The organism is Actinoplanes derwentensis, from assembly GCF_900104725.1.
In the GTDB taxonomy this organism is placed as follows: domain Bacteria; phylum Actinomycetota; class Actinomycetes; order Mycobacteriales; family Micromonosporaceae; genus Actinoplanes; species Actinoplanes derwentensis.
Window position 1 is genome coordinate 7,075,880 of record NZ_LT629758.1, and the last position, 20,995, is coordinate 7,096,874.

Sequence of the window (20,995 nt, forward strand, 5' to 3'; positions counted from 1 at the left end):
ATGATCGGCGGCGAGATGCCGGAGTACGCCGAGGAGCATCCGCCCGCCTCCGGCCCGCTCTACCGGCACCTGGCCGACCGGCTGCCCACCGGCATCCGGGTTCTGGTCGCCGGGCCGCACGACGCCGGGCTGGTCCGGGCACTGGCCGACCGGCGCGAGGTGACCTGTCTGCTCCGGTCCCGGCCGGACGCCGAGGCACTGGCCGATACCGACGTCACGGTGCTCTGCGGCACCCTGTCCAAACTGACCGACGCGGACCGGTACGACACGGTGATCGCCTTCGACGGTGTCGGCCGCCTCTGCTCGCCGGAGGACACCCCGCTCGACTGGGCCGAATCGGTCCGGGTCCTCAAGCGGTCACTGCGGCCCGGTGGCACTCTGCTGCTCACGGTCGAGAACGAGCTGGGCGTACACCGCCTGGTCGATCCGGGAACACCGGCCGCCGACCGGGCCGCCGACGCCTGGAACGCGGCCGCCGAGTTCGGGACCGCACCGGGCCGGGCCGATCGGGTGGCCGCGGTGCTCGGAGCCGAGGGCCTGCCGGTCTCCGGGATGGCCGCCCTCTGGCCACTGCCCGAGAGCCCGGCACTGCTGGTCGACTCCGAGACGCTGCGGTACGGGCCGCTGGACGCGCTCGCCGCCCTGGCCGCGAACGTGACCGCGGCGGCGTACCGGCAAGGGTCTGTCCTCAGTGATCCCCGGCGGCTCGCCGCCGCGTCGGTGCGTCGCGGGATCGGCGCCGAGCTGGCCCCCGCCTGGCTGGCCGTCGCCCAGCGAGCCGCCCGTCCGGGTCAGGGACTCCAGCTGCCGCCGGTGCTGTTCGCCAGCAGTTCGGTAGCCGGCGGATCAGGAACCGGCGGCTCGGGGACGGTCACCGAGATCGTCGGCACGCCGGAGGGCTGGCTGCGCCGGACGGCGAACGGGGCCGCCGAACCGCTGCCGGCCGGGCACCTGCTGGAGGAGAGGCTGCTCGGGGCGGCGCTCGGCCACGATCTGCCGGAGTTGCGGCGGCTGCTCACCGGTTGGATGACCGAGCTGCCGATGGCGACCGCCGGGAACGTCCTCGTCGACGGCGAACGGTTCACGGTCCTGGACCCGAACGAGCCGGACCGTTCGGACGTGTTGGCTCGATTCGCCCACACGCTGATCGACGGCGGATATCACCACCCGTGGCCGGGTATCACCGACGTGGTCCGGCTGATCGCGGTCCTGGCCGGAGCCGCTGGACACCCCACCCCTTCCGACATCTCCGAAATGCCGGAGGGGTTCGAGCCGCTGGGCCGCCGCGAACAGCAGAACCAGATCGCCGCACTGCGGCGACAACTCGCCGACGCCGAGGAACGCGCCCGGTTCTTCGAAGTCGAACTGGAGAAACGCGAGGCCGAACTGGGCCGCGCCAAGACACAGATCGCCGCGTTCAGCGGCAACCTCGGCTTCCGCGCCGCCAAAGCCGGGCTCGTCCTGGCCCGCGCGGCCCGCAATCGCATCCGAAAAGGACGATGATGACCACCCTCGGGATCATTCAGGCCCGGATGGGCTCCACCCGGCTGCCCGGCAAGGTGCTGCGCGAACTCGGCGGCCGGACCGTTCTCGACCGGGTGGCCAGGGCCGCCCGGGAGAGCGGCGTCCTCGACGACCTCGTGGTGGCCACCACGATCGAACCGGACGACGACGCGGTCGCCGCCGAATGCGCGCGGATCGGGATCGACTGCTACCGCGGGCCGGTCGACGACGTGCTGACCCGGTTCCTCGGGGTGCTGGAGACCCGGTCGGCCGAGCACGTCATGCGGTTCACCGCGGACTGCCCGCTGCTCGACCCGCGGCTGGTCGCCCGCGCCTACCGGGTGTTCGCGGCGGCCGGGGCCGACTACCTGACCACGTCGATCACCCGGACCCTGCCGCGCGGGCTGGACGTCGAGGTGGTCCGGGGAGCGGTGCTCAAAGAGATCGACAAGATGGCGTACGACCACCACCGCACGCATGTGACCTCGTACATCTACTCGCACCCGGCTGATTTCGACGTGGTCGGGATGACCGTGCTGCCGGATCTGTCGTACCTGCGGCTCACCCTGGACACCGAGGACGACTGGCGGCTCATCGAGACGATCGTCGACCACTTCGGGGACGCGCCGGTGGCCGTCCGGGAACTCGCCGGCTGGCTCGCCGACCGCCCCGAACTCGCCAGCTTGAACGCGCACATCGCCCAGAAGGAACTCGAGCAAGCGTGATCGTCGGGATCAGGTGTGACGCGGGGCCGAAGACCGGGGTCGGGCATCTGGTGCGGTGCGTGGCCCTGGCTGAGGAACTCGTCAGCCGTGGGGTGGACGTGCACTTCCTCAGCGACCTCGGCGGCGTGACCTGGGCCGAGGCGCAACTGCGGCAGCGCGGGCTGCCGTGGCATCCGGCCCCCTACGACGAGGTCGGGCTGGTCGCGGCGGCCGAACGGCTGGGACTGGACGCGCTGGTGGTGGACTCGTACACGCTGCCGCCGTCGCACGCCAAGGCGGTTCGGGCCACCGGGCGGACCGTGCTGGCCATCGTGGACGGTGACACCCGTGGGCAGGACGCGGACGTCTACGTCGATCAGAACCTGGACACCACGCTCGACGCGGACGGAACGCTGCTGACCGGAATCGATTACGCGCTGCTGCGTTCGGCGGTGCGACGGCTGCGTCCGGCCACTGCTCCGGTGCACCTGTCCGGGCGTACGCCCAAGGTGGTCGCCTTTTTCGGTGGAACCGACGCCTATCGGGCCGCGCCGCAGGTCGCGCGACTGCTCGCGGGCACCGCGGCGCCTTTCGACGCGACCGTGATCGCCGCCGACCCGAGCCTGCGCGCCGAACTCCTCACGATCCCGGCCGGCGAGAGCCAGCGATTCGCGATCATCGACCCGACCGACCGGCTGCCGGAGTTGCTCGTCGAGGCCGACCTGGTGGTCAGCGCCAGCGGCACGTCGACCTGGGAACTGCTCTGCCTCGGTCGGGCGGCGGCCCTGGTCTGGGTGATCGACAATCAGATTCTCGGGTACGAGAAAGCAGTCGCCCGTGGTTACGCCGCCGGGATCGGCAGGCTCGGTGAGTTCGGCCCGGACGCCGTCACGACACTGCGCCGGCTGCTGCTGAATCCGGCCGACCGCACCGCGCTCGCCGTCCGGGGCTGGGCCGCTGTCGACGGCCGCGGGGTCGAACGAGTGGCAGACGTCCTGGTCAGGGAGTCGTCACCTCGATGATCACCTTGCCGATCACGTGGTTCTCGACCGCCTCGTGCGCCTCAGCGATGCGATCCAGCGGGAACCTGATGATCGGCAGCCCGGCCTGTTCGCCGACCCGGAAGGCACCCGTGTTGACCGCTTCGGCGACGGCCTCGACCGCGTTCGCCTTCTCCTGCGGGCTGGTCGTGTAGGTGAGCACGAAGTCGAGGCTGACGTTCTTCAGCATCGCCTTGAAACTGGGCACACTGAACTTGCCGCCGACGTAGATCGCGATGTTGCCGCCCGGGGCGATCACGTCCAGGTCCAGATCGAGGTTTCCGGTGTCTACCTCGACGATCAGCTCCGGGCCGTCAGGGCTGATCTCGCGCACCCGGGCGGCGACGTCCTCCTCCCGGTAGTTGACCACCGCATCGGCACCGGCCGCGAGCGCCAGGTCCGCCTTCTCCTTCGAACTGACCGTGGCGAGCACCGTCGCACCGGCCCACTTGCCGAGCTGGATCGCCGCGTTACCGACCGCGCCCGCGCCGCCGGCCACCAGCACGGTCCGGCCGTCCAGCGCGCCCGGTTCCAGCCGGGCCGGACCGTCCGCGGCCAACGTCAGGCACCGGTGCGCGGTCAGCGCCGGAATGCCCAGAGCGGCGCCGACCTCGAACGGAACGTCCTCGTTCATCCGGACCACCTGCCACCGGGGAAGCACCACATATTCCTGGGCGGTCCCGTTCGCCCGGCCGAACCCGGCGTCCCACACCCACACCGGGTCACCGGGCTCCAGATCGTGCACTCCTTCACCGAGCGCGTCCACCACTCCGGTGCCGTCCTGGTTCGGCACTCTCGGTGGCGTCACCCCGTCCGGCACACCCCGCCCGGCCCGGGTCCCGGTGTCGGTCGGGTTCACCGCCGAGTACACGATCCGGACCCGCACCTCTCCCGCCCCGGCACCCGGAAGGTCCCGGTCGACGATCTGAAGAACGGAAGCGGGACCCGGCTCGTGAAAAACGGCAGCACGCATACCCCCACCCTATTTCGCGCTCAGGCGTTCGTCCGGGTTGCCGAACAGGAGTAGTGCCGAGTTGGGGGGAGGCGACCGTGTCCACCGTGCTGATCGCTGACGATGAGTTCGACCACCGTGAGCTGATGACGCTCGTGCTGCACCGGCTCGGATACGACGTGGTGACCGCCGGAGACTCGGGTGCCGCGCTGGAGTTGCTGACCGCCGGTGGGATCGACGCGTTGCTGACTGACGTACGCATGCCGGGTGTCTCGGGAATCGAACTGTGCCGGATCGTCCGGAACTCCCCGGCCATCGCTGCCACACCGGTGATGGTGATCAGCGCCGACGTGCACCGTCATCACATCATGACCGCGTTGCACGCCGGCGCCGACGACTTCCTGCCGAAACCGTTCAGCCGGGTGCAACTCGGCACCCGGCTGGAGGCGTTGCTCGGTATCCGGGCCGGCAAAGCGGCCCGTTCGGCGACGGCGGCCCGGGCGGCCCTGCTGGCCGCCCGGCAAGCTCTGGTTCTGGAGCAGAAACCGGAGCGACCGCCGTTCCGTCGTACCGCCTAGCTCAGCGGATCGTGATCAGCTGAGCCTCGGTGGTACTGGTGTTGTCGTGACTCAGGACCAGCAGGCCCTTGGCCGGGCTCTTGGCGAACTCGGCCTTGTCGAGCGTGACCTTCGAGGTGAGCGACTTGTTCGGCGCGACCTCGCCGATCAGGCCGATGGTGAGCGCCGGCGTGAACGGGTTGAAGGTCGCGGTCCCGGCGATCTCATCGTCGTTGCCGTCGATGATGCCGACACTCTCCACGTGGTAGGTCAGGCGCGGGCTGGCCGCCGACAGGCACGGCGACCCGGCCTCACAGAGCTGCGAGACCAGCACCGGGAGCACGATGGTGCTGCTGTCGAACGGGGCGTCGGCGAAGAACTCCAGCGTGGCGCCGCCGGTCCGCAGGTCGAAGACCGCCGTGACCAGCTCGCCGGTCAGGTCACCGGTGGTGAGCAGGCCGTAGTCGGCGCCGACGACCAGGTAGTCGTCGATCTTGTCGCCGTTGACGTCGACGTACACGTCGAACTCGTTGCGGGCGGCGTTCGACAGCCGGTTGTGGGTGCTGACCGCGAACGCGATGGCGTTGTCGGCGGGCAGGCTCTGCACCCCGACGGCCTTCAGGTCGGCGGCACCGGCCGCGTCCTTCGCGTCGGACAGGCCCCACGCGAACACGTCGGCGGTCCCGGCGACCGCACCCTTCTTGTTGGTCACGGTGGCCGTGGCCGCGCCCTTCTTCTTGAGGGCGTTGACGTCCAGCGCCGTGCTCACCTTCGACACGGCCTGCGGCACCAGGTAGTACGGCACCCGCAGCTTGACACCGTCGTTGCTCTTACCGGTCGGGGTGAGGGTGATCAGGCCCGCGACGTCGTTGAACGCGCTGGAGTCACCCGCGGTCCCGGCCGCCACCTCGAGGGTGACACCGACCTCGGTCTCGCCCTTGCCGGCCAGGGTCACCTTGGTCTTCGACAGCTTGACCTTGTGCGGGCTGCCCGCGGGCAGGGTGGCCGCGACGGTGAAGGTCTGCTTGGTCCTGCTCAGGTTCTTGACCTTGATGACCTTGCGCTTGCTGTACGTCTTGTCCAGCTCGGCGAACCCGTAGTTCAGCGTGGCGGTGCCCTTGTCACCGAGCGCCACCACCTGGGTGTTCACCGCGCCCGGCGCCTGGATCAGACCGGCCCCGTTGACGCGGGTGGTGTAGTCGGAGACACCGGACGGGTCGGCCGTGTTGACCATGGCCGCCTTCCAGTACTCGACCTTGCGCCAGTCCGGGTGAGCCTGCTTGACCAGGGCCGCCTGACCGGCGGTCATCGGGGCGGCCATCGAGGTGCCGGACATGGCGACCGTGCCGTTGCCGGTGCCGACGCCCGCGGAGAAGATGCTGACGCCCGGAGCCGTGACGTCCGGCTTCAACCAGCTGTCACCGGTCCGTGCGCCACCCGACGAGAAGCTCGCCGTCGCCTTGTAGCCCGGGTTCTCCAGGTTGATGTTCTCCAGCGAGAGGCTGGATCCGTTCGCGGCCAGCAGGGTCGCGCCGGCCGATGACGGCACACCCAGGAACGGGATGGTGACGAGCGCAGCCTCGCCGGTGTCCGGGTTACTGGTGATCGGGCCCTCGTACGGCGGCAGCGAGTCCACGTTGTTCACCTGGATCACCGCGACCGCACCGGCGGCCTGACCGTAGACCGCCTTGGCGACCCGGGCACAGGTGCCACGAGCCACCACCGCGATCGAGCCGGTCACGCCGGCCGCCGCGAACTCCGCGGTGCTGCAGCCCAGCGCGATGCCACCGGCACCGTTGCCGACCACCTTGATCGGCGCGGTCAGGCCATTGGCGAAGGTCGCGCCGTTGGCGTTGATCGCGTTCAGGCCCAACGACAGCTTCGCACCCGGGAAGGCCGGGGTCGGGTCGCTGGCGGCGACGCTGATCGTGCTGGTCGAGGACGCCGGGCTACCGGTGATGTACGGCGCCGGGCCGGAGTTGCCGGCCGAGGCGACCACGATCACGCCGTTCTTGGAGGCGTTGTCCGCGGCGACCGACTCCGGCGCGTCCGCGGTGCCGAACGGCGAGCCGAGCGACATGTTGATGACGTCCATGTCGTTGGCCACGGCCCAGTTGATGGCGTCCACCGTCATGTCGGTGGAGCCCTCACAGCCGAAGACGCGGACCGCGTACAGGTCCACCTTCGGAGCCACGCCCGGACCGACGATCCACGACTTGGAGTTGATCGTGGCGCTGTCGTACGCACCCTTGTAGGTGCTGCCGTCAGCCAGCACACCGTAGCCGCCGACCGTACCGGCGACGTGGGTGCCGTGGCCGCCGCAGTCCAGCGGGTTGGCGTCGGGGTGCGGCACCGGCTGGTACGAGTCGCTGGCCGGGTCGGCGTCGTAGCTGTCACCGACCAGGTCGATGCCGCCCTTGACCTTCGGGGCCTTCGGGCCGAACAGCGCCGGGTCGGCCGCCGTGGTCTCCGTGGCGTGTGCGGCCTCGTACGCGGCGGTGGTGCCCGGTCCACCGAAGTCGGCGTGGGTGAAGTCGATGCCGGTGTCCAGAATGGCGACCTTGACGCCTTCGCCGCGCAGGTTGTCCGGCGCGCTCCACACCGCCGGGGCGCCGATCATCGCCACCCCCCGGACGTTGTCCGGTTTGACCAGCTGGAGCGCGTGCACCTTGACCACGCCGGGCGCTGCGGCCAGCGACTCCAGTTCGTCGGCGGCGACCCGGACCTTGATGCCGTTGTAGGCGTCCTGGTACGCGCCGAGCACGGTGCCGCCGAGCTGACGGGCCTTCTTCTCGACCGGCACCTGCTCCGTGCGGATCCGTTCCCGGCGCTGCTTCTTCTGCGTCGTGGTCAACGGTTGCGCGGCGGCCGCGTCGACCACCGCGACCGGGTCCTCGCTGAGCTCGACCATGACGGTGACCTGACGGTCACGCATCCCGGCCGGCAGATTGTTGATCTTGGAACCGGCGGGTACCGGCTTGAACGCCGGCGAGTCCCCGGGGGCGGCGGCCGCTCCCGAGGCGCTGCCGACGCCCGTCACGGTCAGCAGAACGCTGATCCCGGCCATCGCGGCGAACCGCTTGCTGAATTTTTCTGAGCCCACGCGGGCTTGCCTCCTCCGTGCCGCACGTGAGTCCGGCCGGGCACGGTGGTGCGGGGCCCGGACGTCGCGTGCCTCCCTCAGGACAGGGTTCGACCCATGACGAATAATCGCCATGGGTCGATCTGATCAAGGAGTTTGCCCCGGAATTGTTTCCAGCACCAGCCTAGTAATGGGCGATGATCCGCCGAGCTGATCCATCGACGGTCACTTGACCTCCGTACGGAAGAATCCACTGCGGCGACGTGTGTCCGAAGTCGATTCCAAACACCAGCATCGCCTCGGGGTTGTACGTGGCAAATGCCATAAGTACCGCCTCCCGCTGTTCATCCCGGTATTTCTCCCGTTCCGCCACCGGCCGCTGTCCGAAAAGGGACGTGGCCTTGGCGGTCGCGACAAGCGCCGCCGGGAACTGCTCCAGCAGGCCCCGCTCGCCGAAGTTGCGCAGCATCCGGAACACCTCGCCGCCGGAGGGCTGCTCCTCGGAGGTCTCCAGCAACAGAATCGACCCGGTGTACCGCTCGTTCGGCAGGATCCACCGGCCGGCCGCCAGGTTCCAGTGCAGGATCTCCAGGTTGCCGCCCCAGGTCTTCGCGGTGACCACCCGGCCGGGCTGGTGCCAGTGCCGTCCGGGGCTCGGCACCGACGGCGGCGCCTCGGTCAGCGCCCGCGGGTCGTCCCAGGCCATCTCCTCCTCGCAGAACTCGGCGACCGGCGTGATCTCCAGGTCACCACCGTCGAAGAGGGCGGCGCGCAGCGACGTCGCGTGGATCTCGTCGACGCCCGCACCCCGGCCCAGATGCACCTGAGTGGACCCGCCGTGGAACGCCTGGACACCGTGGCCCCAGAGCCAGTTCAGCAGGTTGGTGTTGTCGGAGTAGCCGAAGTACGGCTTGGGGTCGGCCCGGAACGGCGCCGGGTCGAGATGGGGCAGCACGGTGAGCTGGTCGTCGCCGCCGATGCTGGCCATCACCGCCCGGATCGACGGGTCGGCATAGGCGGCCATCAGGTCCGCGGCCCGGTCCTCGGGCGAGGCGCCGAAACTCCGGGTGGTCGGGAACTCGACCGGCTCCAGGCCGAACTCCTCACGCAGCCGCCGCATGGCGAGTTCGTGGACCTCGGGGAAGAGAGCAGGTGCCGCAAACGACGGCGACACGACCGCGACGCGGTCACCGGGGCGAAGTCTCATGATCCCATTCAACCCGCCCCGGCAATCGCTTTCAGGCCATCGATGCCGTTCCGAGGACCTTCCCGTCCCGGTCGGTGATCAATATGGCCGCGACGTCGGACATCTGTGCCGAGCTGGCTCCGGTCAGTTTGGCCTCGCCGTCGGCGGTGTCACCCCAGGCCGCGGCCTGCTGGGTGCTGCCGTCCTTCATCCGGACCAGGCACAGGAACGGACCGTTTCCGGACATCCGGGTGACCGCCAGGGACACCTCGACGCCCCACTTCTTCGGGACCACCGCGGCCGCGCCGGTCAGCCCGCTGCCGGGGGCCGGCTGGAACTGCGCGCTGACCGGACTGGGCAGCGCCACCACCGGCGGGTTCTGCGTCCCCGGGGTCTGACCGGTATTGGTCATGACCCCGTAGCCGATGGCTGCGGCCGCGATCAGCGTGACCGAGGCGGCGGCCAGCCAGCGCACCCGGTTGACCCGGGTCTCCTTGTACTTCTCCGCCCGCATCCGGCCGAGCAGGCCCTCGATGTTCTGTGGACTGGGCCGGGCCGTCGGGCCGACCGCGAGGGCGGCGCCACCGGCGAGGTTCCGCGCGTCCGGCACATGCTGCAACATCTCTGGTACGGGTGCCAGCCGGTCCAGTTCGGCCCGGCAGTCGGCGCAGTCGTGCAGGTGCTCGTCGAGTTTCTCGGTGTCGGCTTCATCGAGTCCACCGAGGAGATAGCCGCCCAACAGCCGGTGCAGCGATCCGTGTTCGTCGAGGTCGCTCATCGAAGCATCCCCATCTCCTCAAAGACCGTACGTAACGCTCGGACCGCGTAATAGGCGCGCGACTTGACCGTGCCCTCCGGCACCGACAGTTTCCGCGCCGCGTCCGCCACGCTCTGCCCCTCGTAGTACATCGCCTGGATGACCGCCCGGTGTTCCGGCGAGAGGCGCTCGAGCGCCTCCGCCACCAGCCAGCCTTCCACCATTTGATCAACATTGTCAGCCGACGGCACCGAGTTGACCGCGTTCTCATCGGCGACCAGGCGTGGTCTGCGCTGTTCGGCGCGCCAGGCGTTGGTCACCACGTTGCGGGCGATGGTGAGCAGGTACGACCTGGTTCGTCCCGGTTCTGGGTCGAGGTGGTCGATGTGCTTCCAAGCCCGCAACAGCGTCTCCTGAACCACGTCCTCCGCCTTGTGCCGGTCCGACACGTAGCGGGAGACAAAGTTGATCAAGACGGAATAGTGTTCGGTGTACAGCGCGGTCATCAGTTGCTCGTCGGGGCTCACCCGTCGCTTCATCGGCGCCAGTTCTCCCTCGGGTTCGGCCCGTCCACCCGGATGTACATCGTGGCACGTGGACCGGTTCAACCACTGCCCGGCAAACCGGAAAACGTCGATGCCCGGCACCCTTTCGGGTACCGGGCATCGACGATGAAGATCCAGGTCAGCAGACCCCGGGACCGCCGTACCGGAAGGTTCGGGCGGTCAGCTTCGACGCCGCGTACGCCTCGGTGGTGCTGCGCACGGCCAGGTCCACGGTGGGCCCATTGAGATAGGTGACGCTGCTGAACCGGGCGGCAGTGGTGTCCTCCGGGGTCAGGCCGTTGCCCATCTGGGTGCACGGCTTGAGGGACGCCGCAGCCACCTCGCCGAAGATCTGGATGTTGCCGGTCTTGGCGAAACCGCTGCTCCAGAGCTTGTCCGGGTAGTAGCCGACCCACTCGGAGTCGTAGGCGACCCACCAGGCTCCACCGGAGTACTGAAGGCCGACCTTCTTCACGGTGTCCTGCGGCAGGGTGTCACCGGGGCGGATGTTCGCGCTGTACTGCACGAATCCACAGCCGTTGTAGCAGGTGGGCTTGCCGTCGACCCAGTGGAAGACGAACAGGTGCGGGTCGTCGTCGCCGTTGACGGTCCGGTCCACGGTCCAGCCGACCTCGACGACCTGGAGCGTGTCGGCCGACTGCACGGCCAACTCGGCGAGCGTGTGGTAGTCCGCCTTGTCCAGGGTGGGCTTGGCGATGGTCATGTTGGCGTAGACGCCCTCGGTGACCGCCGGCTGCGCGCCCACGTTGTAGTGGAAGAAGACGGTCTCGCCGTCGGCGGGGACGGCCGACTTGACGAGGCTCGGGGGGACCGGCGGGATCACCGTGGTCTGCTCGGTCGTACGGAAGGTACGACCGGTGGTAGCCCCTTTGGGGGCGTACTCCTCACCGGCTTGCTCGCCGCTCGCGTCGGGGGCGGCGGCGTCCAGCCCGGACGCTTTGAGGGACCGGCTGCTCGCACCGTCACGCCCGGTCTGAAGATCCTCCGGCTCCGCGCCCCACGGGAGTGTCGTCGGCGGGGTCGGTTCGGGTGCCGTCACGGCGGGGTCGACAGCCGGCGCGACGGCCGGCACCGGGATCTGCTCCGCACCCGCGTTGAGCGTCGAGACGACTCCGATGGAGCCGACGACTGCTGCGGTGATGCCGGCGGCGAGCAGTCCGCGGCGGGACTTCAACACGGGTCCGTCCTCGGTGTGTCATGGCCTCGCGGCCTGAACATCGGAGGCGGCCACGTGGCGCACTCCGGCAACCGGTTCACGGCGGCGCGGTCACCATATAGCGTTCTCAATTGGGTAGGGACCGCCTGAGCAGCGTATTTCGCCGGAACAGCCGACCAGCGTAGGCCGATCCGGTGAACCCTCGGCCGATTTACTCGACGCAGCGTGCTCACCCGATTGCGCAACGATGTTTTTCGCACCAGCTTTCGAAAGAGGCAAAGTTCGCCAAGCCTCTTTCGAGTTCAGTAGTGGATCACGAAATCGCCACACCCCCGCAAGGATCTTGTGGTAAAACCTATCAAGTCTATAGGATAACTATCCTAAACCTGGAGGGGCACCGTGGCCGTCACCGGCGTTCGACTCGACCATCTCGCCATCGCTCAGAGCTTCTCGGCGGCCGCCGACGAGTGGGCGGTGGCACCGCGCTTCAACCCGGTCGAGAGGTGGTACCACCGGCTCGCCGTCGCCGACGACCACGAGGTGTGGCTGCTCACCTGGCTGCCCGGGCAGGCCACCGAGATCCACGACCACGGCGGCTCGGCCGGCGCCTTCCACGTGCACGACGGCACCCTCGCCGAGGACACCGTCTCGGTCACCGGCGGCGTCCCCCGTGTCATCTCCCGGGAGCTGGGCGAAGGCGCCGGCCGCCGCTTCGGCAGCCACCACGTCCACCGCATCGAGAACCGCTCGGCCCGTCCCGCGGTCAGCGTGCACGTCTACGGCCCGGCACTGACCAGGATGACGAAATACCGGCTGTCCCCCGCCGGACTGGAGGTCCTCACCGTGGAGCGCGCCGGCGCCGAGTGGTGACCTACTTCGGGTAGATCACGCCCGAGCGGCCGCTGTAGAGGTGCCGGGTGCCGTCCACGTCCCGGCCGGTGTTCGGCGCGTCCAGCCACACGATGTAGGGGGCGCCCGAGGTCAGCCCGGTGATCGTGGTGGTCATCGTGCACCCCGTCCCGGCGGCCACGGCCTTCCAGGTGGGTTCCGGCTGGGCACCGGAGATCAACTGCTGCGGTACGGCGGTGACACGGTAGTTCGAGTCGTACTGGGTCGGCCATTCGATCTTGACCGAGCCGGTCCCCACAGTCACCTCGATCGGGATGAACACCCGCCAGTCAGTCCGCGGCCACAGCTTGGTGCAGCCCGGATCCGGAGTCGGCGTGGCGGACACCGAGATCGACGGCGAGACCGTCGGCTTACCGGTCGTCGTGCTCGGTGCCGGGGTGGCCTTGCCCTGGTCCACCAGGATCCACGGCTTGCCCAGTTCCGCGGTCGTCCCCGCACCGTCGCCACCGCTGCCGGAGCCGTTCATGCTCAGCGCGGCACAGCCGCCGAGCGCCAGCGATGCCGTCGCCAAGGTGATCGCGATACCGGTGCGCCGCATGTACGTCCTCTCGATGGGTGGTCCCCTACCGTTCGGCCACGTACTCCCGCTTCTTAGGCCTCTATCCGGCCGGCCGCAGCCGGTGCCCGGCCATCTCCAGTTCGCCGTCGTACACGTGGACCGGGGTCTGCAGGCCGGAGTCGTCGCGCAGCACGACCGACTCGCCGTCGACGTCGTAGGTGCCCCGGGCCGACCGGCGGCGCCCGGCCACCTCACCGGCGAACGTGCCGTCGGTGTGCAACCGGAGTCGCACCGTCCCGTCCGGGCTACGCCACGCACCGACCACGGGCGTGTTGATCGCCACCTGCGACTGGATCGCGGCGGGACCGTTGTAGGCCGTGCCGCCCATCGCGATGGCGAGGAGCGATGCGGCGTCGAGGACGGTGAAGTCGACGTGCGGGTCGAAGGCAGTGTGCATCGGGCTCGGCTTCCGGTCGGGGCGCGCTTCCGGTCGGGGCGCGGGGACGCCCTTTCCGGTCGGCACCCGATGGACCGGGTCGCTGGGTTCCGTCAGTTGCGAAGCGGAGCGATTCGGTTCCCGTACGGGTGCTCGGTCCCCGCACGGGTGCCCGCTCAGACCGTGGCGCGCAACGCCGCGGTGACCGCCACGGTGAACTTCTCCAGGTAGTCCTCCTCGATCGGCTGCCGCGCCACGGCGAGACGCCAGTAGAGCGGGCCGAGGATCATGTCGACCGCGACGTCCGGATCGGTGCCCTCGGGCAGTTCCCCTCGGGCGACGGCCTGGCCGATGAGTTTCTCGCCGACGGCCTGCTGATGGGTGCGCAGGGCCCGCTGGAGGGTCTCGGCGATCTGCGGATTGCGGGCCGCCTCGGCCATCAGGTCCGGAATGATCTGCGAGGCCATCCGGTGCTGAAGGGCCGTGCTGACGATCAGCAGGAGGAGTTGGAGGTCGCCAGGGAAACTCCCGGTGTCCGGAAGTGGAACCTTTCGGTCCGCGACATCCTTGACTATCTCCATTACCATTTCGAGTTTGTTGCTCCACCGGCGATAGATCGCGGTCTTGCCGACACCGGCGCGGCGGGCGACGGCTTCAATGGACAGCCTGCCGTAACCCACCTCCGCCAGCTCACTCATGACCGCTTTGCGAATCGCCACGGTGATGTCGCCTCGGAGCACCGCCGCTCCGGCTGGTGCGCGCTTGATTGTCGCCACATGGCCACTATAGCGCTACGACGTAACGGTTGCGTTCCGCCGTTCGGTCGGCTACCTTTCAGTTCACGTCGATACGAACCCGTTCCATCGACGTCGGCGGGAGCCTGGCATGCTGCACTCTGTGACCGCGCATCAGGCCTCGGATTCCGCCGTCCCCAGCGGGCCGACTAGATCGGAGCACGACCCCATGCCAGAGACGGCGGTCGCCCCGGCCGACACCGGGCTCTCCCTCAAGGAGATGGCCCGGCAGAACGGCCTGAGTGCCTCCGGTCGGCTCCCCAGCCTTCCGGAGTACACCCGGCAGCTTGTGGCCTACCGGCACTTCATCCAGGCGCACGCGAGCGCGAAGATGACGTCCGCACTGGGCAACACCAAGCTCGGCGCGGTGTGGCAGGTCCTCACCCCGGTCATCAACGCAGCGGTCTACTTCGTGATCTTCGGGCTGGTGCTCAACACGCACCGCTCGATGGAGAACTTCATCGCGTACCTCTGCATCGGTGTCTTCGTCTTCCAGTTCACCCAGTCGGTGGTGCAGACCGGGACGAACGCGATCACCGGCAACCTGGGCATGATCCGCGCGCTGCACTTCCCGCGGGCCAGCCTGCCGCTCTCCGCGGCGGTGGTGGAGATCCGCAACTTCCTGGTCGCGATGGTGGTCCTGATGGCCATCGTCCTGGCGACCGGCGAGCCGATCACCCTCCAGTGGCTGCTGCTGGTCCCCCTGGTCCTGCTCCAGTCGTTCTTCAACGTCGGGCTGGGCATGTTCATGGCCCGCTACGGCTCCAAGGTCCGCGACGTCAAGCAGCTGATCCCGTTCATCATGCGGTTCTGGCTTTACGGGTCGGCCGTGCTCTACCCGGTCACCATGTTCGAGAACGTACTGAAGGGCTGGCAACTCCAGATCGTCGAGGCGAACCCGCTGCTCATCTTCATCGAGCTGGCCCGCCACGCACTGCTGGAGAACGTCGTGCTCGCCAATCCCCCCGCCGTGCTGTGGATCCAGGCCACCGTCTGGAGCCTGGTCGTCGGCATCGGTGGTTACGTCTACTTCTGGCGCGGAGAGAAGGGCTACGGCCGTGGCTGACAGCGAACGCACCCCCACCGTCATCGCGGACAACGCCCACATCATCTATCGGGTCCAGCAGGGCGGCGCCCCCAACTCCAGCCCACTGGCCAGCCTCAAGCGGATGGTGACCGGCTCCAAGGCCGGCAACATCCGCGAGGTGCACGCGGTCAAGGGTGTCAGCTTCGTCGCCTACAAGGGCGAGGCGATCGGCCTGATCGGCACCAACGGCTCCGGCAAGTCGACCCTGCTGCGCGCGGTGGCCGGCCTGCTGCCGGTCTCCAAGGGCGCGATCTACGCGGCCGGCCAGCCGTCGCTGCTGGGCGTCAACGCGGCCCTGATGAACGAACTGCCCGGGGATCGCAACGTCGAGCTGGGCTGTCTCGCGATGGGCATGTCCCCGGCCGAGGTGGCGACCAAGAAGCAGGAGATCATCGACTTCTCCGGCATCAACGACAAGGGCGACTTCTCCTCGCTGCCGATGCGGACCTACTCCTCCGGCATGTCGGCCCGGCTGCGGTTCTCCATCGCCGCCGCGAAGCAGCACGACGTGCTGCTGATCGACGAGGCGCTGGCCACCGGTGACGCCAAGTTCCGCAAGCGCAGCGAGCAGCGGGTCCGTGAGCTGCGCGGCCAGGCCGGCACGGTCTTCCTGGTCAGCCACAGCGAGCAGTCGATCCGGGACACCTGCGAGCGGTGCATCTGGCTGGAGGCCGGCACGATCCGCGCCGACGGCCCGACGACCGAGGTGATGAAAGAGTACGAGGCCTTCACCCGCAGGTAGAAGGCCTCGCGACTCCGGTTCGTCAGTTGACTGACAGGTGCACGTGGTTGGTGTGGTCGCTGGACGGGTCGCCACCCGCGCCGCTGTACGACTTCCAGCCACTGCTCGGCAGCCAGATCCGGCGGTACCAGATCACGTAGAGCACGTCGAGGCTGTCGGCGTTGTGGATGAAGTAGTTCGCCAGGTTGTTGCCGTAGGTCTTGTCCGATCCCGTGGCGTCTCCGCCGAAGGTGCCCTTCTCGGCGGAGAAGTCGCAGGCCCGGCCCTTGGGATGCTCACCGCTGTTCTGGGTGCGCCAGCACTTGGTGAACCGGGTGAACCCGGCGGCCTTCGCCTGGTTCAGCGCGTGCAGGGTGCGCGGGGTGAGACAGCCGCCGGTGCCGGTCGGGTCGGTCTCGCTACAGCCCGAACCGGAGCCGCTGGGGGCCGGGGCCGCGTCGGCACTGTCGCCGGTGCTGGTGGCCGAGCTGGCGGCGCCCTGATTGGCGGCCTTGAGTGCTGCCTCGGCGTTCGTCTTCTGCTTCGCCATCACGGTGACCTGCTTGGTCTGGTCCTTGATGGTGAGGTCGAGGGCGACCTTGGCCTTCTGCTGGGTGTCCAGGGTGGACTTGATGTCCTCGATGGCCCGGTTCTGGTCGGTCGCGACGAGCGCCAGGGTCTCGGCCCGGCCCAGGAATCCCTCGGCCGAGTCGGAGCTGAGCAGGGTGGCCATCGTGCCGGCGCGACCGGCGGTGTACGCCTGGGTCGCGAGCATGTCGAGGGTGTCCTGCTTCGGGCCGACCTCGGAGTCCAGTCGCTTGATCTCGGCGACCAGTTTGACCTGCTGGTCCTTGGAGGTCTTGAGCTGCTTCTTGGCCTTCACATAGCCGCTGGAGGCCTTCTCGAGCTGTTCGATGAGGGTCCCCGAACCACCCTCGCCGTCATCTCCGGAGTCACCCGGGGCGGCGAGCAGCGGAGGGGCCGCAGAGGCCGCCGTAGGGGCGACGACCAATCCGCACGCGGCGACGAACAGCGCCAGCAACGCCGCCAACCGCCGCGCAGTGTTCTGCTGCACAGGCATTTCCTTCCGTCGGCCGCCGACCGAGTTAGCTGACGGGTTCGGGACGAAGGAAATCCCTACCGCTGGGTGCGGATTCACCCCGAGGGAAAATGGATCCCCGGCTCGTCATTGATGACGATTAGGCGGCGGCTCCCGTGCGGGAACCGCACCGACCATACCCACTCGATCCAAGTATCGACAGTTCTCGTACGCGACGCATTTGGCCTGACACAAACGGTGACAGCAATTACGGATAGTCATTGGACGGTAACTGCATTGGCCCTTACCGGGGCCTGATCCACAGCGATATCTCGGGTAAACTGGCCGCCGGTCCTGCCAGGACGGCACCGCCCCCGAGTTGCCGGCAGGCCACCGCCCAATCGTCGCGAGACGAACCGGGGAACCAGGTCACTGGGGTGTATCCGCAGTTGCGGTAGGGATTGCTTCCGTCCCGAACCCGTCAGCTAACTCGGTCGGCGGAGTCACGGAAGGAACTGTTGATGACAGCACGTCCCCGCCGGTGGCTGATACTGGCCCTGGCACCGCTGGTAACCGCCGCGATGCTCCTGGCACCGGCCTCACCAGCGTCCGCCGCACCCGGTGACGAGACCGAGAACCCGGCACCGGCTTCGGAGACGAAGTCCGACGGGCTCATGTCGACTCTGATGGAGTCGACGAACCGGCGATTCGTCTCCGCGAAGGCAGCGGTCGCTGCCTCCACCAAGAACCAGAAGAAGCTGAACGTCGACATCAAGGCCGCCGAGGCCCGCCGGGACGTGCTGATTCCCGAGGTCAACTCGATCGCCCGGCAGCAGTACCTGACCGGGAACCTGAGCACCCTCACCTTCCTGCTCGACAGCAGCTCCTCAGACGACTTCCTGAGCAAGGCGGTCTCACTCGAGGAGATCAACACGCTGCACGACCGGAAGCTCAACGAGCTCAACGAGGTGATCGACGAGGTCACCACCAAGAAGGCGGCCCTCGACGCCGAGCTCAAGAACGAACAGCAGCAGCTCTCGGTCCTGAAGAAGCAGAAGGAATCCGCCGAGAAGCAGCTCGACCTGGTCGGCGCCAGCACCGGCATCAACCAGACCGTCAACCAGGGTCTGGTGGACTCGAAGTCGGCCGAGGCGAAAGCCGCCCCGCGCAACTCCAGCGGCGGGTTCTCGGCCGAGGGTTGCACCGAGGACGACCCGACCACTGGTGGCTGCATCACCAAGCGCACCCTGAACATGTACAAGGAAACGAAGAAGGCCGGCTTCAATCTGTTCGTCGGCTGTCACCGCACTGGTGGGCCCTTCGAACATCCCAAGGGCCGAGCCTGTGACTGGTCGTTGCAGAAGAGCGGATTCTCCTCGGCGAGTCTCAGCGACACCAAGAAGATGAAGTACGGCAACAACCTCACGGCCTTCCTGGTACGGAATGCCGACGAGCTCGGGATCTACTACGTGATCTGGTACAAGCAGATCTGGTTCCCGGCTTCGGGCTGGAAGTCGTATCACGGTGTCAGTGATCACACCGACCACGTGCACGTCTCGATGCTCTAACAGCACGTAGAAAAGCGCCCCCGCCCTGAGTCAGGGCGGGGGCGCTTTTCTATGACCTCAGTGCACCGAGCGCCGGACCGGAGCCCGGCCGTGCGGCTGGACCGGCGCCGGACCGGCCGGCACCGCGGCGGGGATCGGCACGGTCACCGGACGGACCTGGGTGACCTCGATCTCCTTGCCGTGGTGCAGCAGCGTCAGCCGGGCCTGGCCGCCACCGTTGCGCAGCGAGTACGTGACCTCGTCGGCGGTCACGATCACCCGCAGGCGCAGTCCCCGCCAGAGCAGCGAGAACTCCAGGTTGTTGATCCGGCTGGGCAGGCGCGGCGCGAAGCTGAGCTGCCCGTTGAAGTCACGCATGCCGCCGAGCCCGGCGACCAGCGACATCCAGGTGCCGGCCAGCGACGCCACGTGCACGCCGTCCCGTGCGTTCTGGTGCAGGTCGTGCAGGTCCATCAGGGCGGCCTCGCCCAGATAGTCGTGCGCCAGCTCCAGGTGCCCGGTCTCGGCCGCCATCACGGCCTGGACACAGGCGGAGAGCGACGAGTCCCGGACGGTCCGCGCGTCGTAGTAGGCGAAGTTGCGCGCCTTCTCCTCCGGCGTGAACGCGTCGCCCCGGATGTACATCGCCATCACCAGGTCGGCCTGCTTGATGACCTGCTTGCGGTACAGGTCGAAGTACGGGTAGTTCAGCAGCAGCGGGTACCCCTCCGGCGGGGTGTTCTCGAAGTCCCACTCCTGCAGCCGGGTGAAGCCCTCACTCTGCTGGTGAACACCGAGTTCCTTGTCGTACGGCAGGTGCACGGCGGCCGCCGCGTCCCGCCACGACGCCGTCTCCTCGTCGTCCACACCCAGGTTGCGAGCCAGGTCCGGATGCCGCTTGCAGGATTCGACGGCGGTCATCAGGTTCTGCTGCGCCAGCAGGTTGGTGTAGATGTTGTCGTTGACGATGGCGGTGTACTCGTCCGGCCCGGTGACACCGTCGATGTGGAACCGCCCGTGCCGGTCGTGGTGCCCCAGCGAACGCCACAGCCGCGCGGTCTCCACCAGCAGCTCCAGGCCGACCTCACGCTCGAAGTCGTAGTCGCCGGTGGCCTGCACGTACCGGCGGACCGCGTCGGCGATGTCGGCGCCGATGTGGAAGCCCGCCGTGCCGGCCGGCCAGTACCCGGAACACTCCTGGCCCCGGATGGTCCGCCACGGGAACGCCGCGCCCTGGAAACCGAGGGTCTGCGCCCGCTCCCGGGCCAGGTCCAGCGTCGAGTGCCGCCAGCGCAGCACGTCGGCCGCCGCGGACGGCTGGGTATAGGTCAGCGCGGGCAGCACGAAGGTCTCGGCGTCCCAGAAGGTGTGCCCGTCGTACCCGGGCCCGGTCAGGCCCTTGGAACCGATCGGGCGCTGCTCGGCCCGGGCGCCGGCCTGCAAGGTGTGGAACAGGCCGAACCGGACCGCCTGCTGCACCTCCGGGTCACCCTCGACCTTGACGTCGGAGTGGTCCCAGAACGCGTCCAGGTAGTCCTTCTGCTGCTGGACCAGACCGTCCCAGCCGTCCAGGCGAGCACTGGCCAGCGCCGCGCCGACCTGGTCCCGCAGAGCCGGCAGCGAACGCATACTGGACCAGCCGTAGGCGGCCAGCTTGACCACCCGCAGCTTCTGTCCCGGCTCCAGCCGGCAGGCCACCGTGGTGCGCAGCCAGTCCGGGTGGCCCTCGGTGGTGATGGCGTGCCGGCCCGGGGTCTCCACCAGGTGCTCCATGGCCGCGGCCATCCGCAGGTCACTGGCCTTGGTCTTGTGGATCAGGATGCCGCCGGTGCGCTGCTCCAGCATCTCCTCGCCCAACAGCGGGCGATCCAGGACGGCGGCCACCCGCGGGTCCTTGCTCATCGGCGGCAACTGCTCGTTCGCCACCAGCTCGGACTGCAGGATCAGCCGGGCCGACGTCTCCAGCGGCTCCACCTCGTAGAGGAACGCCACCACGGCCCGCTGGGTGAACGACACCAGCCGCACGGTCCGGACCCGGACGCCCTGGCCGGACGGGGAGACCCATTCGACGACCCGCTCCAGCAGGCCGCCCCGCAGATCCAGGCAGCGTTCGTGGGAGCGCAGTTCGCCGTACCGGACGTCGAACGGCTCGTCGTTGACGAGCAGGCGCATCAGCTTGGCGTTCGTCACGTTCACCATGGTCTGGCCGGACTCCGGGAACCCGTACCCGCCCTCGGCGTGCGGCAGCGGCCGCAGCTCGTAGAACGAGTTCAGGTAACTGCCGGGGAGGCCGTGGGGCTCGCCCTCGTCCAGGTTCCCGCGTATCCCGATGTGCCCGTTGGAGAGAGCGAACACCGATTCGGACTGGGCCAGCAGGTCCAGGTCGAGCCGAGTCTCCCGGATGTGCCATGGGTCGACGGGGTAAGCCCGTTCACGGATCACGGTCGTGCCTCTCGTAAC

At 68.6% G+C, this 20,995-nt stretch carries 19 protein-coding genes and 2 riboswitches; of the genes, 8 read left to right on the plus strand and 11 right to left on the minus strand.

Going from position 1 to position 20,995, the window contains the following annotated elements:
• From BLU81_RS31110 to BLU81_RS31120, 3 genes are read left to right on the plus strand one after another with little or no spacing between them, the layout of a single operon-like run.
• Entirely contained in the window at window positions 1-1,503 is a 1,503-nt protein-coding gene (locus BLU81_RS31110) for a class I SAM-dependent methyltransferase (protein ID WP_231954840.1), read from the plus strand.
• Window positions 1,500-2,228: a cytidylyltransferase domain-containing protein gene (locus BLU81_RS31115; RefSeq protein ID WP_092549242.1), complete on the plus strand. Its 729-nt coding sequence runs from the start codon at window positions 1,500-1,502 to the stop codon at window positions 2,226-2,228. The genes BLU81_RS31110 and BLU81_RS31115 overlap by 4 nt, the downstream gene beginning before the upstream one ends.
• Window positions 2,225-3,229 (plus strand): PseG/SpsG family protein, encoded by a 1,005-nt coding sequence (locus BLU81_RS31120; RefSeq protein WP_092549245.1) that lies wholly within the window; start codon window positions 2,225-2,227, stop codon window positions 3,227-3,229. The genes BLU81_RS31115 and BLU81_RS31120 overlap by 4 nt, the downstream gene beginning before the upstream one ends.
• Here the strand turns inward: BLU81_RS31120 and BLU81_RS31125 are convergent.
• Window positions 3,207-4,220: an NADPH:quinone reductase gene (locus BLU81_RS31125; protein WP_092549249.1), complete on the minus strand. Its 1,014-nt coding sequence runs from the start codon at window positions 4,218-4,220 to the stop codon at window positions 3,207-3,209. The two genes, BLU81_RS31120 and BLU81_RS31125, sit on opposite strands and share 23 nt — an antisense overlap.
• A gap of 77 nt (window positions 4,221-4,297) precedes the next feature.
• Between BLU81_RS31125 and BLU81_RS31130 the strand changes: the two genes are divergently transcribed.
• Complete coding sequence (locus BLU81_RS31130; RefSeq protein ID WP_092549252.1) at window positions 4,298-4,777, plus strand: response regulator; 480 nt, start codon at window positions 4,298-4,300, stop codon at window positions 4,775-4,777.
• 1 nt (window position 4,778) lies between these two features.
• On the opposite strand, the gene BLU81_RS31135 is transcribed toward BLU81_RS31130, so the two are convergent.
• From BLU81_RS31135 to BLU81_RS31155, 5 genes are all read right to left on the minus strand, one after another.
• Window positions 4,779-7,859, minus strand: a complete 3,081-nt coding sequence (locus tag BLU81_RS31135) for a S8 family peptidase (protein WP_157751847.1) — start codon at window positions 7,857-7,859, stop codon at window positions 4,779-4,781.
• Between the two features lie 163 nt (window positions 7,860-8,022).
• The gene (locus BLU81_RS31140; RefSeq protein WP_092549258.1) at window positions 8,023-9,045 is read right to left on the minus strand and encodes a S66 family peptidase; all 1,023 of its coding nucleotides are present in this window, start codon (window positions 9,043-9,045) and stop codon (window positions 8,023-8,025) included.
• 31 nt (window positions 9,046-9,076) lie between these two features.
• Window positions 9,077-9,802, minus strand: coding sequence for a zf-HC2 domain-containing protein (locus BLU81_RS31145; RefSeq protein WP_092549262.1), 726 nt, complete (start codon window positions 9,800-9,802; stop codon window positions 9,077-9,079).
• A complete protein-coding gene (locus tag BLU81_RS31150) occupies window positions 9,799-10,308 on the minus strand; it encodes a sigma-70 family RNA polymerase sigma factor (protein ID WP_231953600.1) in 510 nt (169 codons plus the stop codon). The genes BLU81_RS31145 and BLU81_RS31150 overlap by 4 nt, the downstream gene beginning before the upstream one ends.
• Window positions 10,309-10,465: 157 nt before the next feature.
• Entirely contained in the window at window positions 10,466-11,524 is a 1,059-nt protein-coding gene (locus tag BLU81_RS31155) for a neprosin family prolyl endopeptidase (RefSeq protein ID WP_231953601.1), read from the minus strand.
• A 378-nt stretch (window positions 11,525-11,902) separates the two neighbouring features.
• Here BLU81_RS31155 and BLU81_RS31160 point away from each other — a divergent pair, with 378 nt between their 5' ends.
• Window positions 11,903-12,373 carry a cysteine dioxygenase gene (locus BLU81_RS31160; protein WP_092549265.1) on the plus strand — a complete coding sequence of 157 codons (471 nt, stop codon included), beginning with the start codon at window positions 11,903-11,905 and terminating at the stop codon, window positions 12,371-12,373.
• Window position 12,374: 1 nt separating this feature from the next.
• Here the strand turns inward: BLU81_RS31160 and BLU81_RS31165 are convergent, their stop codons facing one another.
• The 3 genes from BLU81_RS31165 to BLU81_RS31175 form a co-directional block, all read right to left on the minus strand.
• Complete coding sequence (locus BLU81_RS31165) at window positions 12,375-12,950, minus strand: hypothetical protein (RefSeq protein ID WP_092549268.1); 576 nt, start codon at window positions 12,948-12,950, stop codon at window positions 12,375-12,377.
• Between the two features lie 61 nt (window positions 12,951-13,011).
• Complete coding sequence (locus tag BLU81_RS31170) at window positions 13,012-13,368, minus strand: Atu4866 domain-containing protein (protein WP_092549271.1); 357 nt, start codon at window positions 13,366-13,368, stop codon at window positions 13,012-13,014.
• A gap of 155 nt (window positions 13,369-13,523) precedes the next feature.
• Window positions 13,524-14,123: a TetR/AcrR family transcriptional regulator gene (locus BLU81_RS31175; RefSeq protein ID WP_092549274.1), complete on the minus strand. Its 600-nt coding sequence runs from the start codon at window positions 14,121-14,123 to the stop codon at window positions 13,524-13,526.
• A 187-nt stretch (window positions 14,124-14,310) separates the two neighbouring features.
• On the opposite strand from BLU81_RS31175, the gene BLU81_RS31180 reads away from it, so the two are divergent.
• Both BLU81_RS31180 and BLU81_RS31185 read left to right on the plus strand, forming a co-directional pair.
• A complete protein-coding gene (locus tag BLU81_RS31180; protein ID WP_092549277.1) occupies window positions 14,311-15,207 on the plus strand; it encodes an ABC transporter permease in 897 nt (298 codons plus the stop codon).
• On the plus strand, window positions 15,200-15,970 hold the full coding sequence (locus tag BLU81_RS31185; protein ID WP_092549279.1) for an ABC transporter ATP-binding protein: 771 nt from the start codon (window positions 15,200-15,202) through the stop codon (window positions 15,968-15,970). Before BLU81_RS31180 ends, BLU81_RS31185 begins: the two co-directional genes overlap by 8 nt.
• Window positions 15,971-15,992: 22 nt before the next feature.
• Here BLU81_RS31185 and BLU81_RS31190 read toward each other — a convergent pair whose 3' ends face one another.
• On the minus strand, window positions 15,993-17,030 hold the full coding sequence (locus BLU81_RS31190; protein WP_172890653.1) for a coiled-coil domain-containing protein: 1,038 nt from the start codon (window positions 17,028-17,030) through the stop codon (window positions 15,993-15,995).
• Window positions 17,029-17,165, minus strand: a riboswitch (cyclic di-AMP (ydaO/yuaA leader). It overlaps the preceding gene by 2 nt.
• 207 nt (window positions 17,166-17,372) lie before the next feature.
• A riboswitch (cyclic di-AMP (ydaO/yuaA leader) is annotated at window positions 17,373-17,505 on the plus strand.
• A 4-nt stretch (window positions 17,506-17,509) separates the two neighbouring features.
• On the opposite strand from BLU81_RS31190, the gene BLU81_RS31195 reads away from it, so the two are divergent.
• Window positions 17,510-18,556 (plus strand): coiled-coil domain-containing protein, encoded by a 1,047-nt coding sequence (locus tag BLU81_RS31195; RefSeq protein WP_092549285.1) that lies wholly within the window; start codon window positions 17,510-17,512, stop codon window positions 18,554-18,556.
• A gap of 57 nt (window positions 18,557-18,613) precedes the next feature.
• On the opposite strand, the gene BLU81_RS31200 is transcribed toward BLU81_RS31195, so the two are convergent.
• Window positions 18,614-20,977, minus strand: coding sequence for a glycoside hydrolase family 65 protein (locus BLU81_RS31200; protein WP_092549288.1), 2,364 nt, complete (start codon window positions 20,975-20,977; stop codon window positions 18,614-18,616).
• Window positions 20,978-20,995 lie beyond the last annotated feature (18 nt).

Bases quoted from the DNA above. Each gene is read 5' to 3' on its own strand.
- BLU81_RS31180 (WP_092549277.1), top strand. From the start codon at position 14,311: ATGCCAGAGACGGCGGTCGCCCCGGCCGACACCGGGCTCTCCCTCAAG.
- BLU81_RS31165 (WP_092549268.1), bottom strand. From the start codon at position 12,950: ATGCGGCGCACCGGTATCGCGATCACCTTGGCGACGGCATCGCTGGCG.
- BLU81_RS31190 (WP_172890653.1), bottom strand. From the start codon at position 17,030: ATGCCTGTGCAGCAGAACACTGCGCGGCGGTTGGCGGCGTTGCTGGCG.
- BLU81_RS31110 (WP_231954840.1), top strand. From the start codon at position 1: ATGATCGGCGGCGAGATGCCGGAGTACGCCGAGGAGCATCCGCCCGCC.
- BLU81_RS31145 (WP_092549262.1), bottom strand. From the start codon at position 9,802: ATGAGCGACCTCGACGAACACGGATCGCTGCACCGGCTGTTGGGCGGC.
- BLU81_RS31125 (WP_092549249.1), bottom strand. From the start codon at position 4,220: ATGCGTGCTGCCGTTTTTCACGAGCCGGGTCCCGCTTCCGTTCTTCAG.
- BLU81_RS31115 (WP_092549242.1), top strand. From the start codon at position 1,500: ATGATGACCACCCTCGGGATCATTCAGGCCCGGATGGGCTCCACCCGG.
- BLU81_RS31170 (WP_092549271.1), bottom strand. From the start codon at position 13,368: ATGCACACTGCCTTCGACCCGCACGTCGACTTCACCGTCCTCGACGCC.
- BLU81_RS31195 (WP_092549285.1), top strand. From the start codon at position 17,510: ATGACAGCACGTCCCCGCCGGTGGCTGATACTGGCCCTGGCACCGCTG.
- BLU81_RS31140 (WP_092549258.1), bottom strand. From the start codon at position 9,045: ATGAGACTTCGCCCCGGTGACCGCGTCGCGGTCGTGTCGCCGTCGTTT.